14 protein-coding genes are annotated in these 14,596 nt (G+C 62.5%); 9 read left to right on the forward strand and 5 right to left on the reverse strand.

The features are described from left to right. Window position 1: 1 nt before the first annotated feature. The 3 genes from HNQ60_RS14310 to HNQ60_RS14320 all read left to right on the forward strand — a co-directional run bounded on the left by HNQ60_RS14310 (window position 2) and on the right by HNQ60_RS14320 (window position 2,647). Window positions 2-463: a VOC family protein gene (locus HNQ60_RS14310; RefSeq protein ID WP_184332909.1), complete on the forward strand. Its 462-nt coding sequence runs from the start codon at window positions 2-4 to the stop codon at window positions 461-463. Between the two features lie 51 nt (window positions 464-514). Further along, on the forward strand, window positions 515-1,942 hold the full coding sequence (locus tag HNQ60_RS14315) for a carboxylesterase/lipase family protein (RefSeq protein ID WP_184332911.1): 1,428 nt from the start codon (window positions 515-517) through the stop codon (window positions 1,940-1,942). Between the two features lie 255 nt (window positions 1,943-2,197). Next, complete coding sequence (locus tag HNQ60_RS14320) at window positions 2,198-2,647, forward strand: EF-hand domain-containing protein (RefSeq protein ID WP_184332913.1); 450 nt, start codon at window positions 2,198-2,200, stop codon at window positions 2,645-2,647. A gap of 100 nt (window positions 2,648-2,747) precedes the next feature. Here the strand turns inward: HNQ60_RS14320 and HNQ60_RS14325 are convergent, their stop codons facing one another. Next, a complete protein-coding gene (locus tag HNQ60_RS14325; protein ID WP_184332914.1) occupies window positions 2,748-4,241 on the reverse strand; it encodes an MmgE/PrpD family protein in 1,494 nt (497 codons plus the stop codon). A 123-nt stretch (window positions 4,242-4,364) separates the two neighbouring features. On the opposite strand from HNQ60_RS14325, the gene HNQ60_RS14330 reads away from it, so the two are divergent. Together HNQ60_RS14330 and HNQ60_RS14335 are read left to right on the forward strand one after the other, a co-directional pair. Further along, window positions 4,365-5,984: a carboxylesterase/lipase family protein gene (locus HNQ60_RS14330; protein WP_184332916.1), complete on the forward strand. Its 1,620-nt coding sequence runs from the start codon at window positions 4,365-4,367 to the stop codon at window positions 5,982-5,984. Between the two features lie 112 nt (window positions 5,985-6,096). Further along, window positions 6,097-7,077, forward strand: a complete 981-nt coding sequence (locus HNQ60_RS14335; protein ID WP_184332918.1) for an alpha/beta fold hydrolase — start codon at window positions 6,097-6,099, stop codon at window positions 7,075-7,077. Window positions 7,078-7,102: 25 nt separating this feature from the next. On the opposite strand, the gene HNQ60_RS14340 is transcribed toward HNQ60_RS14335, so the two are convergent. Continuing rightward, window positions 7,103-7,978: a crotonase/enoyl-CoA hydratase family protein gene (locus HNQ60_RS14340; RefSeq protein WP_184332920.1), complete on the reverse strand. Its 876-nt coding sequence runs from the start codon at window positions 7,976-7,978 to the stop codon at window positions 7,103-7,105. Window positions 7,979-8,121: 143 nt separating this feature from the next. Between HNQ60_RS14340 and bla the strand changes: the two genes are divergently transcribed. Further along, window positions 8,122-9,006, forward strand: a complete 885-nt coding sequence (bla, locus tag HNQ60_RS14345; protein WP_184332922.1) for a class A beta-lactamase — start codon at window positions 8,122-8,124, stop codon at window positions 9,004-9,006. Between the two features lie 5 nt (window positions 9,007-9,011). Here bla and HNQ60_RS14350 read toward each other — a convergent pair whose 3' ends face one another. Continuing rightward, window positions 9,012-9,308 (reverse strand): hypothetical protein, encoded by a 297-nt coding sequence (locus HNQ60_RS14350; protein ID WP_184332924.1) that lies wholly within the window; start codon window positions 9,306-9,308, stop codon window positions 9,012-9,014. A gap of 192 nt (window positions 9,309-9,500) precedes the next feature. On the opposite strand from HNQ60_RS14350, the gene HNQ60_RS14355 reads away from it, so the two are divergent. Both HNQ60_RS14355 and HNQ60_RS14360 read left to right on the forward strand, forming a co-directional pair. Then, window positions 9,501-9,809, forward strand: a complete 309-nt coding sequence (locus HNQ60_RS14355) for a DUF2934 domain-containing protein (RefSeq protein ID WP_184332926.1) — start codon at window positions 9,501-9,503, stop codon at window positions 9,807-9,809. Window positions 9,810-10,193: 384 nt separating this feature from the next. Beyond that, the gene (locus HNQ60_RS14360) at window positions 10,194-11,225 is read left to right on the forward strand and encodes a sugar phosphate nucleotidyltransferase (protein ID WP_184332928.1); all 1,032 of its coding nucleotides are present in this window, start codon (window positions 10,194-10,196) and stop codon (window positions 11,223-11,225) included. Between the two features lie 12 nt (window positions 11,226-11,237). On the opposite strand, the gene HNQ60_RS14365 is transcribed toward HNQ60_RS14360, so the two are convergent. Further along, window positions 11,238-12,206: a phosphatase domain-containing protein gene (locus HNQ60_RS14365; protein WP_184332930.1), complete on the reverse strand. Its 969-nt coding sequence runs from the start codon at window positions 12,204-12,206 to the stop codon at window positions 11,238-11,240. 97 nt (window positions 12,207-12,303) lie between these two features. Between HNQ60_RS14365 and HNQ60_RS14370 the strand changes: the two genes are divergently transcribed. Next, on the forward strand, window positions 12,304-13,080 hold the full coding sequence (locus HNQ60_RS14370; RefSeq protein ID WP_322096876.1) for a lipase family protein: 777 nt from the start codon (window positions 12,304-12,306) through the stop codon (window positions 13,078-13,080). Here the strand turns inward: HNQ60_RS14370 and HNQ60_RS14375 are convergent. Next, window positions 13,062-14,399: a DUF418 domain-containing protein gene (locus tag HNQ60_RS14375; RefSeq protein ID WP_184332934.1), complete on the reverse strand. Its 1,338-nt coding sequence runs from the start codon at window positions 14,397-14,399 to the stop codon at window positions 13,062-13,064. The two genes, HNQ60_RS14370 and HNQ60_RS14375, sit on opposite strands and share 19 nt — an antisense overlap. Between the last annotated feature and the right edge of the window lie 197 nt (window positions 14,400-14,596).

The following is a 14,596-nucleotide window of genomic DNA, read 5'->3' on the forward strand; positions in this document are numbered from 1 at the left end:
CATGAAAAGAGCATGGGTGCTGATGGGATTGGTTGCGTTCTGCGCGTTCGCCGACGCACCTGAGCTCGCGGCGGATGCGAAACCGATTCGCGTCGCCGGACTCGGCCTGCGCGTAAGCGACCTCGAACGGTCCAAGCAGTTCTACACCGAAGTTCTCGGACTGAAGGTGGCGGCAAAGGTGCCGGCGCAAGGCGAACCCATCGAATACCTGCTCGGGCTCACGGGCAACATCCGCGAAGACACGCTGATCGTCATCCGCAAGGGCGAGGTGAAGCCCGGAGCATCCGAATTCGGGTCGGTCACATTGGTCGTTCCGAATGGCCGCAAGATGGCGGAACGCGTCGTGGCCGCTGGCTACTCCAACGCGCGTCCCATCGTCGATGGCACGAACTTCGTCCGCGATCCCGACGGCTACATGATCGAGTTGTACCAGCGTCCGGCGCCGAAGCCGGCTGCGAATTAAAGGCATGGATTCCCGCTTTCGCGGGAATGACGCAGACCTGTAGGGGGAATCATGATTCGACATCTGACGGCCGGCTTGCTGGCCACAGCGATTGCTGTTGCTGCGCACGCGCAAACTAGCGCAACGCAAGCGAAGCGCGAAACAGTGAAGGTGACCGTCGACAGCGGCGTTCTCGTCGGCGAGACGAACGACGGTGTGAATGTGTTCCGCGGCGTCCCGTTCGCAAAACCACCGATCGGCGATCTGCGATGGAAGGCACCGGCGAAACTCGACAAGTGGGTGGGTGAGCGCGCGGCGTTCGCGGATGAACCTCCGTGCCCGCAGCCCGTCAACCGCGACGGCTCGCCGAACGGCGGCGGCGTCTCAGGTGTGCAATCGGAAGACTGTCTTTATCTCAGCGTCTATGCGCCAGCTAATGCGAACAAGGCACCCGTCGTGCTGTGGCTCTACGGCGGCGGTGCATTTCTCGGGGCCGGTCATCTCGGTTCCTACAACGGCACGTCGAATGCGAAGAACGGCGTGATCACGATTCCGATCAACTATCGCCTCGGAACACTCGCCAACTTTTCGCATCCAGCCCTGACGAAGGCGGCGGGTCCGAAGGATCCGCTCGGTAATTTCGCGCTCACGGATGCAGTCGCAGCGCTCGAATGGGTCAAGCGCAACGTCGCCGCATTCGGCGGCGATCCCGGCAACGTGACGGTCGCCGGGCAGTCCGCCGGCGCAGCGATGGTGGTGAACCTGCTTTCGATTCCGTCGGCGAAGGGGCTGTACCACAAGGCGATCATTCAGTCGGGTGCCTTGCTACGCCCCGGACAGACGATGGCGGAAGCGGAGAGCAAGGGTGTCGACGCGGCGAAGGCGCTCGGCCTGCCCGAGAATGTGACGGCAGCCCAGTTGCGGGAAGTTTCCGCGCAGACACTTGCCGCCACCGAAGCGACGCGTCGCGGCGTGACCACGCCGATCGACGGGCGCTTCCGCACGATCTCGACAGCCGACGCTCTCAAGGCGGGCACTGAGATCGACGTTCCCGTCCTCGTCGGCTCGAATGACGGCGAACCGGGATTCGATGCGGCGCGCACGGTCGCAACTTCCGCAGGGGACGCCGGCGCAGGAGCGTGGCTCTACAACTTCGCCTACGTGCCCGGCTTCCGTCGCAACGAATGGAAAGCCGGTGCGATTCATTCGGCGGAGCTCATGTTCACCTTCGACTCGATGGACACTTCCGGCTGGGCGAGGAGTGCGGCGGGCACCGTCGATCAAGCGGACCGGGCCGTTGGCAAGCTGGTGAATTCCTGCTGGATCGCGTTCTACAAGATGGACGCGAAGGCAAAATCCTTCACGTGCGCCGATGGCGTGACGTGGCCGGCGTACACAGCGGCAGGTGACGACGCCATGAAGTTCACCGACAAGGCGCACATCGTGAAGTCACAGAGCATCCCGAGCGGCCCACCCCGACCGGCGACTGCCGGAAGCTGACGGCCTGGACTGTGGGTCCGGCTTCAGCCGGACGTCATCGCGTTAGCGATCCGGCCTTCGGCCTGACGTCCGACTAAAGCAGGACCCACAGCCGGACTACCCTTGTTTTCCGGTTGTTAGTACGCCGCGGCGCGCGCATCATCAAAGCACGAGTTGCTTTTTCAACGGCGTCAGCCCGATCCTCCCCCGCCTGCGCGGAACCGCATGCTGTGATTGCCGTCGAACCGGGGTCGGACATCGTAAGGAGGGATTCAGATGCGCGCTTCTTCCGGACGAACTCTCAGTTGCGTCGTTCTCACGGTGGCCGCAGCGTGCGGCTTTTCGCTTCCTGCAGCGGCGGGCGACGGTCCAGGCTGCCAGAAGCAGCAAATGGTCCAGGATGTCGAGGGCAACGGCCAGCTCACTTCCGCCTCGCATGTCGCCAGTGCTGCAAAGCGATTCGAAATGATGGACGCGGACAAGGACGGCAAGGTGACGGCGGCGGAGATCGGTGCCAGCCGCGGAGCCGAAGCGATCGCCTGGGCGACGGAAGATATTTCAGCGTCCGACAAGATCAAGAAGCTGGACGCGAACCGGGACGGTGCGTTGTCGGCCAAAGAGTACGCGGACGGTTCCCAGGCGATGTTCAAGTCGCTCGACGCCGATGGCGACGGCGTGCTGACACCGGATGAGATGTATATACCGTCGAAGGTGGGGGCGCGGTAAGACTGCCTCTGCTTGTGGGTCCGCCTTTAGGCGGACGTTGTCGCGATAGCGATGCTTCGCATGCCGTCCGACTGAAGTCGGACCCACAAAGAGATCCGACTCACGCCGCAATCATCGCCACCAGTTCGCTTCCGTTCTTGAGCTGCTCCAGCGACCGGACGCGCTCGATGACCTGTTTCGCCCGCGCACCACCCAATCGCGGCGACATCAGCTCCATGGCTTTCTCTTCGACTTCCTGACGACTCATCGGGTGCGAAGGGAAGCCGACCACGTAAGGCACGTAGGCCTCGTGTTTCCTGCCGCCGTTCTCGATCACGATGACTCGCGCCGATTCCGTGCGCGGTGAACCCGCCGGTGCTTCCTGCGCCGGATCGTGCACGATCGAGATACGCTCCATGAGCGCTTTCACCTTCGCATCGTTCGCCATCCGCTCCAGCGACTGGGCCGAAACGAAGTCCAGCCTGCCGTCGAGAAGAATGATCGACGTCGTGTAGCGCAGGTTCAGTGCAGGCATGGCAGCGTCGCGAAAGGCCTGCCAGCGGCCGGGCATTTCGATGCGGACCGACTGCACGTTGCCGCGATCGATCTTCGGCAGCAGGTCCAGCAGGCCCTTGATCGCAGGTTGCGTCGGGCCCCCCACGGGATAGCGCTTGAACGCCGTCAGCGGCAGCTCCGATCGCTCGCCCAGCCTGTCGATCAGGTACGCGGGATTCGAATCGCCCTTCGCGAAGAGGCCGCCGCGCAGCCAGCCTTCCGGATTGTCGAAACTGTCCCTTACGCCGCGGAAACCGGCTTCCACGAAAAGAGCGGCCTGCAATCCATTGCGTGCCCCCATGCCCGCGAACACGAACGCCTTCTCGATGTGCTCGACATCCAGAAGCCACTGCCATGATCCGGACGCCTGTTGGGCGCTGAAGGTGAGCAGGTCGCTGATGCGGTTCTCCGGAATCCCCATCATTACGGCCGCCGCCGCCGCAGTGCCGAACACTGGGCCGATGCCGTGATTCGCGAGGCCGGAGTCATAGAGATTGCGCACGCCGACGGCCTTGGGCACGCGTGATGCCATTTCATAACCAGTCACGATGGCGCGCACGAGTGCGTCGCCGCTGCCGCCACGAACTTCCGCAAGCGCAATCGCCGCGCTCACGATGGACGGGCCCGGTTGCACGAAGGCTGAAGGGATGAAGTCGTTGATCTCGGCAGCGTGCCCGCACATCGCACTCGCGAAAACAGCATCGCTCAATGCGGCTTTCTCCTTCGTGCCGAGAATCGTTGCGCCGTTGCTCACTGATCCGGTTTGCGCAACTGCGTAGCGGCGGGCGAGCACGGATGGCTCGAGATCGCGACACGCCACGATCGACGCGAGCGTATCGAGGATGTGCTGGCGCGCGAGCTCGCGATGCTCTTCGGGAATCGACGTCGTGCGATTGCCTGCTATGTAGCGCGACACGACTGGAGTGACGACGACGCTGGAAGTGTCTTTGGTCGTGGCTGCTGCGGACTGACTGGCCTGCGTCGACGCGGCAGTCAGTGCCGCGGGTGTGGCGGCGAGTAATGCCATCGCCTGCCGGCGATCGACCGTGGGTGTGCTCATCAGGCTCCGTCGTCAGGTGTGTAGTTAGGTGAAGGCGCGTCGGCGCGAAATTGTGCGTGGCTATACTGCCCGGCGATTGCTGGGTCGATCGTCAGTAATTGTGAGCGTTGGCGGGGAAAGAGAATGAAACTGAGTCGCCGGGAGCTGATTGCGAAGAGTCTCGTGCTTGCGGCGGGAACGCTGCCCGGAGGCTCGCTGCTGGCGCAGCCTGCATCGCAGTCCGTCGTGGAGACCGCGCAAGGAAGGGTCCGCGGATCGATTGCTCCAAACGGTGTGCATGTCTTCAAAGGGATGCGCTATGCGGGTTCGTCCGCGGGTGTGCTCCGATTCATGCCGCCGACGGCGCCGCCGCGCTGGGCCGGCATCCAGGATGCGCTCGAGTATGGCGATCAGTCGCCGCAGGCACGCAGCTCGCTCGCTGCCGCGCAGGCAATGTCGGACGACTGTCTGCGAATCAACGTGTGGACGCCGGGTGCCGATGGGGCGAAGCGCCCCGTAATGCTGTGGTTTCACGGCGGCGGCTTCGAGGCGGGCGCGGGTTCGATTCCTCTGTATGACGGCACGCGCATGGCGCGCCGCGGCGATGTCGTGGTTGCGACCATCAATCATCGGCTGAATGTATTCGGGAATTGTTATCTGGGCGGCGTACTTGGCGACGACTTTGCGCAGTCAGGCAACGTCGGCTATCTCGACCTCATCGCGTCGATGCGATGGGTGAAGGAAAACATCGCGCGGTTCGGCGGTGATCCGGACAACGTGATGATCTACGGCCAATCGGGCGGCGGACGGAAGGTGAGTCTCTGCTACGCAGGCCGGGATGCGCAGGGGCTGTTCCACAAAGGCGTCGTACAGAGCGGATCGCATCTGAAGGTACAAACCACCGAGCGCGCCAACGAGTTGACGGAGCAGTTGCTCAAGGAACTCGGGATTGCGGCCAACGATGCACGCAAGCTGCAAACCATCGACGTCGAAACCTTGTCCGCCGCGCAGCGCAAGGTGATTGCCGCCGCAGGCGCTAGATTCTCGCCAGTTCTCGACGGCAGAACATTCACCGCGCATCCCTTCCTGCCGGACGCGCCGGCCATCTCCAATCACTTGCCGATGATGCTCGGGACGACACGAACGGAGTTGACGAACCAGATGGGCCGCGTGCCAGGCATCTTCGAGATGAACGAGGCGCAGGCGAAAGAGCGTCTCAAGGGTTTTCTGGGGGAAGCCGACATCGACGAGGCGTATCGCATCTTCCAGGCATCGCGGCCGCAGGCGAATCCGTCGGAAGTCTTCTTCACGATTGCGTCGGCGCGAGGCTACGTGCGTGACCAGACGATCATGGCGGAACAGCGCGTAAAGGCCGGCGGAGCAGGGAAGACTTACGTGTATCGCCTGATGTGGCGTCAGCCGGTCGAGGGCGGCCGTCGTGTAAGCCAGCATTCGCTCGACCTGCCGTTCATGTTCGATAACGTCGCCGCTGTGCCGCACATGACCGGGCCGGAAACAGAAGCAACGCGGGCGATGGTGGACACCATGGCGAACAGCTGGATTGCTTTCGCCCGCACCGGAAATCCGAACAACCCGAGCGTGCCGGCGTGGGCGCCGTACGACCTCGAACGTCGCAACACGATGCTTTTCGATGTGCCGAGCACCGCTGTCGACGATCCGCACCAGTCCGAACGACTGTTCATGGCCCGCTATCCGAGTCAGCAGGATGGCGGCAACGCATTGCACCGGCAGTCGATGGACTGACGCCAGCCCAGGAGGCTCAATGAATCATCGATACGTTCTGAGGACGTTGGCTGCGCTCGTGTCATTTGTCATGCTTGCGTCATCGCCAGTGTTCGCATCGGATGCACCTGCCATGCCTGCTTCTTCCAATCAGCCCACGCTGCGATTCATCGAATCCAACGGGATCCGCATGCGGATCGCCGAGATGGGGCAGGGACCGCTGGTCATTTTCGTGCACGGCTGGCCCGAGTCCTGGTATTCGTGGCGTCATCAATTGCCCGCCATCGCGGCGGCTGGCTATCGCGTCGTGGCGCCTGACATGCGCGGTTACGGCAAGACCGACAAGCCTGCTGCTGTCGAGGACTACAGCATTCAGCAAGTGACCGCCGATCTGGTCGGCATCATTGATGCGCTGGGTGAGAAGGACGCGATCCTGGTCGGCCATGACTGGGGTGCAATCGTCACGTGGCACGCGATGCTGCTGCATCCTGATCGCTTCAGTGCGTTGGTCTCGATGAGTGTTCCGTACAACGGGCGAGGCCCGGTGTCGATCGTCGAAGGATTGCGCCGCACTCTCGGGGACAATTTCTTCTACATCCTGTACTTCCAGGAGCCCGGTGCAGCGGAGAAGGAGTTCGACGCGGACCCGCGCGGAATTCTCAGCCGTCTCTATCTCTCACCCGATTCGCCGCGCGATCCGCCCCAGATCACCGATCCGAAACGTGCAGCCGGTGGCTGGATTCCGCGCCTTGGTGCTCCGAAAGGATTGCCGTCGTGGCTCACCCAGGCCGAGCTCGATTACTACGTGAGCGAGTTCAAGGAAGCGGGTTTCCGTGGCGGCATCAACTACTACCGCAATTTCCATCGCAACTGGGAAACGACGCCGCAGCTCGCTGGGGCAAAGATCGAGAAGCCAGTGTTGTTCATCGCGGGAGACAAGGACTCGGTCATTCGCGGCGCGAACGCCGAAGCGCTGACGAACGGCATGAAGAACGCAGTGCCGGGTCTCGTCGGCGTGAAGCTCATCCCCAATACCGGTCATTGGGTTCAGCAGGAGCGGCCGGCGGAAACGAACGCGGCGATTCTCGAATTCCTGCGCGGCTTGCCCAGGTAGCCGCGCGGGGCTGCGGATTCCGGCGTCAGAGCTTCCGGAACTGCCGGTCCGTCCACCACGGAAAGAATGTCGGCATGTTGCTGCTCACGCGATCCGTGAACTGAGCCGGCCGTTTCTGCAGGAAGGCCGTGATGCCTTCTCTCGCATCCGCTGACTTGCCGAGCTCGCTCAATGCCGCAGTGTCGATTTCATGAGCATCGATCGGGTGAGGCGCGTTCAGCATGCGCCACATCATCTGCCGGATCAGTGCGATGGAAACCGCCGAGGAGTTGTCGATGAACTCCTTCGCCAGGCCGCGCGCGGTCGGCAGCAATTCGTCGGGTCCGTGGAGGCTGCGCACCAGCCCGGCGTCCAGCGCTTCTTCGGATCTGAAGACACGCGCTGAGTAACACCACTCGAGTGCCTTGCTGATACCCACGATGCGAGGCAGGAACCACGCGGAACAGGCTTCCGGGACGATGCCGCGGCCGGCGAATACAAAGCCCAGCTTCGTCTGTGCCGCGGCCAGCCGAATGTCCATCGCAAGCGTCATCGTGAGTCCGATACCGACCGCCGGCCCGTTGATCGCTGCAATCACAGGCTTGTTGAAATCGTAGATGCGCCGTGTCACGCGCCCGCCGCCGTCGCCGACGTAACGCAGGTCGGCCGACTGCGCTGCGAGCGCGTCCGAATGCTTTCCCCAGGTGTCGCCGCCGCTTTCCAGGTCGGCGCCGGCGCAGAATGCGCGTCCCGCGCCTGTGACGATCACGACTTTGATCGCGTCATCCGCATCGGCACGGTCGAATGCGTCGATCAGTTCGTCCGCCATGCGGCCCGTGAACGCATTCAGGCGATCGGGGCGATTGAGCGTGATCGTGAGAATGCGATCGTCGACCGTATAGAGCAGTGTTTCGTAGGTCATGGGCGCGTCCGGTTGCTCATGGATCGCGCCACTATACGTGAAGCCGCGGATGTCGCGGCTGGTTACCGCCACCGGACGGCCACAATTCATCTCTGAATTGCCAGTCTCTTGTGGCAGGCTGACGCTTCTTCAGGAGGTCGGTCATGTCCAGCACAGAATTCAAGTTGTCCCGCCGCGCGCTGGTCGCGGCAATCACGGCTGCGCTCGCAAGCCGAACTGCATTCGCAGCGAGCGAGAGCATCGCGGAGCAACTGACATCGATACAGGGCGCTTCCGGAGGGCGCATCGGCGTGCATGCGTTCGACATGACGTCAGGACGATCGATCGGGCTCAACGATCACGACCGCTTTGCCATGTGCTCGACGTTCAAGCTCCTGCTCGCGGCGGCGATCCTCGATCGCGTCGACGCAGGGAAGATCGATCCGCGGCAGCGAGTGAAGTTCAGCTCGGCCGACATGCTTTCGCACGCGCCGCGAACTTCGGCGAAACTGGATCAGGGATTCATGACCGTCGTGGAGCTTTGCGCGGCGGCCGTCGAGATGAGCGACAACCCTGCCGCAAATCTGCTGCTGTCGCTGATCGATGGGCCAGCGGGACTCAGTCGCTACCTGCGTCGCATCGGGGACGAAGTGACAAGACTCGATCGCTTCGAGCTCGAGCTGAATTCCAATCTGCCGGGCGATCCGCGTGACACTACGACCCCGCACGCCATGAGCCACACCGCGGCGAAGATCGTGCTGGGAGATGTCCTCAGCCCTCCGTCCAGGCGGCTGTTGCGCGATTGGATGATCGCATCGCCCACGGGCGAGCGACGAATTCGCGCGGGACTGCCAAAGGGATGGAAGGCCGGTGACAAGACCGGCACCGGGACGAACGGTGCGGTCAACGACGTTGCCATTCTTTGGCCTCCGGACGGATCGCCCGTGGCCGTGGCCATATATATGAGTGACTCGAAGCGACCGGCGCGCGACCTGGAGCCGTTCCACGCTCAGGTTGCTGCCCGGATTGCAGAGTCGATGACTGGCTGAGGAAGCTATTGCAGGGATGGTGCGGGAGGCAGCTCTTCCAGCAACGCCCGCGAGTCGCAGGCCAGACAATCGTCCGCGTGCGTGCCGTCGGCAGCGAAATCGCACGGCGCACTCGAGGCGCGCTCGATCAGTGCGAGCATGATCGGTGATTTGCTCAGCATCTCGGCGAATCGCTCTTCGAACACCAATGCTACGACTTCCTCGCCCTGCATCAGTGCGTGCGACCGCGCTGGAACCGTGTACTCGCCGAATGCCGGTTCGTTGGCAAAACGTGCTGAAGCGGTGTTGGTTCTGTCTGACACGATGTGATGAGTGGCAGCCTATGTATCTCCGGAATGCGGGCAGCCATGAATAGTTCCGGACGGGTCACGCGCTGCAATGCGACCGCTCGTTCACGAGTGCGGACGAATGTCGCAAGGGCGATGCGGTCAGGAACTTTGTCGCTCGTCGAGGACTTGCTCGGTGTCGTGCTCGGCAGATCCGGAGAATTCGTCATGGCTACCCGTCCCCGTCGTCCCGCAGGTTCTTCATCCACGAAATCAGCGTCGTCAGGATTGCAGGAACGCTCGACAGAAGCGGACCGCAGCGAAGTGCATCGTGAGGGCCTCGTATCGGAGAAGCACAGTGAGCCGGTACCAGAAGTTCGCCTACTCGGGTCGTTGCATCCGTTGCCCAGTCGCGAAGAACGGATCGCAATCAGTGCTTACTGGCGGGCGGCGAAGCGACAGTTTGAACCGGGTCACGAGCTCGATGACTGGCTCGAGGCAGAACGTGAAGTCGACAGCAACCATCACGCGAAGTAACAAGAGCGGAGCGCCAACAGCGGTTCGCCCTTTGATTGCGGTAACACCGCACCTTCATCGCGCGTGCGCAGCAGCACGCGCACACTTTCGAGTCGGCACTTCGCGATGGCGCAGTGCGCAAGAGGAGGTTTTTCCGGCACCTCATTTCCGCACGGGAATTGCAAGTCGCGCTACTACGATCCTATTTTCTTCCCCTTCGCGGCGTACTATTTAACGGCAATTGCCGTAGTCATCTGCTGACACCCACGTCCGAAGATTTTCGTGTCGCAAATCGGGAACCGCATTGTCATGGTGCGGGTTGTACGCTCGCTTCATCGAGCACAGATCACGGCGGCGGGCGAGGGCGTCATGAATCGGAATGCGAAGCACACCCGGAGCACTCGTATGCGAATCAAGCAGGGATCGCCGATCGCACATCCTCTTCGCGACTCTTTCGGCCAGATATGGGCACTCGTTCTCGCAGGCGGTGAAGGCAGTCGCCTGAGGCAGCTCACGACGATTGCAGGCGGCGCGTCAGTCCCAAAACAGTTCTGTTCGCTTACGGGTGGACGGACGCTTCTCGAAGACGCGATCGAGCGCGCGCACGGGGTTGCATCACCCGAACGGACCTGCACCATCGTTTCGCATCATCATCGTCAATGGTGGTCCGCGCTGCTCGCGAACGAGTTGCCTGAGAACGTCATCGTGCAGCCACGCGGTCGCGGCACCGGGATCGGCATCCTGTTCTCCGCGCTGCATATCGCTGCGCGAGACCCAGAGGCGCGGATTGTGATCCTGCCGGCGGATCATCATGTATGTGCGGAAAGCATCCTGCGAGCACGTTTGCAGGACGCGCTTGAGCGTCTCGACAGCGACGATGCACCGCCGACGCTTCTCGGCCTGTCACCGGACCGGATCGATACTGAGCTGGGTTACATCGTGCCGGCGGGCGAGAGCAGGAACTCATTGCAGAGCGTCGCACGGTTCATCGAGAAGCCGGATCGCGACAAGGCTCGCGACAGCATCGCCGACGGCGCGCTGTGGAACACGTTCATCATGGCGACCCCGGTGCGTTCGCTCGTTCGCCTCTTCATGAAGTGCTATTCGGTGCTGATGCTGGAGATGCAGGCGATCGTGACCACGGCGCTGCAGGCAACGCCTGCGGGCACGGGCTGGCAGCTGCTGGTCGACATGTACGATCGATTGCCGAACATCGACTTCTCCAAGGACCTGCTGCAGAAGCATCCCGATGCGCTGCGTGTCCTCTCGGTTCCCGAATGCGGCTGGAGTGATCTCGGGACGCCGAATCGTCTCGGTGAGACGCTTCGCAGGTTGCCGCCGCGGATGGAGGTTTCACCCGCGGCGCCGTTCATCAACCTGGCTGCGCAGCACGCGCTCTACGAACATCATATGGCGTCGGCCATCCGGCCGAGCTGAGCACCGGGACTCTCAGGGGCTGCTCACGATGGGTACCAACAGTTCCGCGAGGTCGCCCTGACCTTCGATGCGCACACGCGCTGGATCCGGATGAACCCGCCGGATCCAGATCGCGGTCACGCGTGTGGGATACCGCCTCTGCATCGCGGCATAGATTTCCGGGTCCTGCTCGCCATCGTCGCCTGCGAGGACGAATGAGACGTGCGGCAACCGTTCGAATACTTCCACCAGCCGCCCCAGTTTGTAAGCGAACTGATTCGTCAGCGGCTCGCTGGACGCATCGTTGGTGACCCTCTTCGTTATCAGCACACCGCGCGGGAAGTTGTTGTGGTCGAGGAACGCCTGGATCGACGACTGAAGCTGGCGTGGAGACGCGGAAAGATAGAACAGCGGCGCCGACGTTGTGTCCGGATTCGTTGCGGCGAGTTTCCCGTACGCAGCCGCGACATCGGGGACAGGTTTGCGCTGCCTGTAGTTGAGCAGCAGCGAGTTGGCGAGAAGCTGCGACTTGTCGTTCACCTCCGAGATCACGACCGTGTCGTCGAAGTCGGAGATGAGCCCGTGAACGTTATGTGCGGGCACGAGCAGCAACGATCCCTTGCCGCTGCCGTCGGTCGTCGCTGCGCTCATTTCATGCCAGCCTGGCATCGGCAGCGTCAGGTCCTCGATGAGGATGCGGAAATATCCTTCCTGATTGGTGGTCGTCCGCCACGCCTTCTCGCCGATCGTGACGGTGACAGGGACATCTTCCTGTTCATCATTCATGAGCGAACGCAGGTTTCGCGAGAGATTTCGGGCGCGACCGTCCTCGGCTGTGATTTCGCCCTGTTTCTCGCGATCGATGACGCGGCCCTCCACGACCGCGGCCGTGCCAGTACCGTAGGCGGGATAGAGAATGACGTCGAGCTCGGCGCGACAAGGTACGCCGATCGCCAGCAGGACAGGCGCGCAGACGAGGGCCATCGAGACAGTGGTTCGCATGGTTCCGCCGTTTTTATCGTGTGCGAAGGCGATGCGCTATCATCCCCGCGCGGGCGGGGATCTAACGATGGCATAACAGGGCCGCACTTTGCCAACTGTGACGTGGGACGATCTTCTGCGGCCGGGCAATGCCACGCGTTACTTTGCGCGCGACCCGCTGCCACAGTTCGATGTGAACAGCGCCGGTTACGCCTCGGCCAATGCCTGGTGGCTCGCAGAATTCAGCCGCATCGCATACCGCCATGATCGGCGAGAGTCTCTCGCCGCAAGCGGGTTCGAGGAGCTCGCGACGTTCGCATCGGACCTGACCGGCACGGGAGCGATGCTCGTGCAGTCCCGTTCAGTGTCACCCTTTGCGGTGCTGGCATTTCGCGGGACCGAGCAGAAGATCCAGGATTTCCTGCATGACGCGGATACGTGGCCGGTGCCGGCATTCGGCGGGTCCGTACTCGTGCATCGCGGATTCAAGCGCGCGTTGAACAGTGTCTGGACTGCAATCGATGCAGAATTGAATCGCCTCTCGTGCCCTGTGTTCTACACGGGACACAGTCTCGGCGCGGCGCTCGCCACGCTGGCCGCCGCACGTCGGGCTCCGCGTGCCGTTTACGCGTTCGGCTCACCGCGGGTGGGTGACGTTCGCTTCGTCGATCGGCTCCGCAATGTCCCGGTGTACCGCATCGTCCATGGTGCGGACATCGTCACCGCTGTCCCGCCCGAGGTCCTCGGCTTTCGTCATGCGGGAGAAGAGAAGCGGATCGGGAACGCGTCATCGCGCCCTGGTGTCTTCGACATGGCTGCTGTCTGGAATCAGCTTTCGGCACCGCCGCCGCCGCTGGCGGATCATGCGCCGATCAACTATGTCGATGGAGTGTGAGCCTGCGTCGGGACGCTATGCGTTGCGATGCGCATCGGCTGGCGCTTCCCGTACGTCAGCGTGCGCCATAGCCATTCAGCGGGTCCGAACTGGAAGCGCTGCAGCCACCAGGGGCTCCATGCGAGCTGCATGATCCAGATGGCTGCGACGATGTAGTAGAGCTCGTGGCGTTCGAACCGCCCGAAGAGTCCCAGACCGGCGCCCGTGAACAGGAAGGAACAGATGATGCTCTGGCTGAGATAGTTCGTCAGGGCCATCTGTCCTACGTGGCCGAGCGTTCGCTTCGCCTTCATCGCGACCGGCGAAAGCCACAGCAATCCGATCAGGCCGACATGACCGAACGTCATCGGCACGCGTCCGAGATCGTACGTCACGTACGTGTCCATGATTGCTTCGACGGAGAAATCCGTCCCGAGCAGGCGGTTCATCTCCCACAGATTCACAGACAGCCCGATCGCATAGCCGGCCAGCATCAGCGACAGATAGGTCCGCGAGGACGCCGCACCGGTGAGAATGCCGGTTCGCAGCAAGGCCATGCCGAGCAGCATCATTCCAAGGCATTCCGCGAAGCCGTATTGGATGAAGAACGTCGTTTCCCAGTAGAACGTGCGCTGCTTCAGGTAGCGAAACGCGCTGTGATAACTGCGGGCGATCTGCTCGACTGCGTATTCGAGCTTTTCCACCGCCGGCTTGTGGTCTTCGCGAACCTCGCGCAGCTCTGACAGCGCGCTTTCCTGCTGGCCCGTTAGAGGTTCGCCGGCCCTTTGCGCCATCTCCGCGGACTCCGCCCTCGTGACCACGCGCGTGTAGTCGGCGTGATCGAGCAGGTTCATGCCCGTCGGCACCATCAGCACGAGGAAGCCGAGGATCAGTAGTCGCGGCGTGGCGAGCTTGCGGAAGAGGTACAGAAAGAGTCCGACGACGCCGTAATAGAAGAGAATGTCGCCTTCCCAGAGCAGCAGGTAGGCGTTGAACAAGCCGAAGCCGATGAGGAGGATGGTGCGGCGGTAGTACAGTTTCGTGCGGCTCGGCGCGCCTTCGTCTGAAGGCGTCGTCTGCTGCAGGAACAACAGCGCGCCCGCGCCGAAGAGCAGCGTGAAGAGTCCACGCATCGTGCCTTCGAAGAACAGCGAGTTGATCTGCCACGTCAGGAGATTGACTCCGTGGTGGCCTCCCCAGTTGGTCGGATCCTCGTAGGCCTCCGGCAGGCCGAAGCCGACGATGTTCATCAGAAGGATGCCGAGCACGGCAATGCCACGGGTCGTATCCAGCATCCCGATGCGGTCGGCGCGGCGGACAGGCGTCGGATCGTCGCTCAAGTGAACCACCCGGTGGCCAGGTCAACTGCAGTGTGCATCGGTGCGGCGGGGCTGTCACTGGCCACATCGCCATTTCTGTATGGACACACAGAAATTGGCGGCCCGGGGCTGCCGCGCGATCCGCACACTCAGCCGCATCCGGTAGAGGTGGGGCCGCATGGAACGCGCGACCTGTTCATCACGATGTGTGTCGAAAC

This window comes from Povalibacter uvarum (assembly GCF_014202975.1).
GTDB classification, from domain to species: domain Bacteria; phylum Pseudomonadota; class Gammaproteobacteria; order Steroidobacterales; family Steroidobacteraceae; genus Steroidobacter; species Steroidobacter uvarum.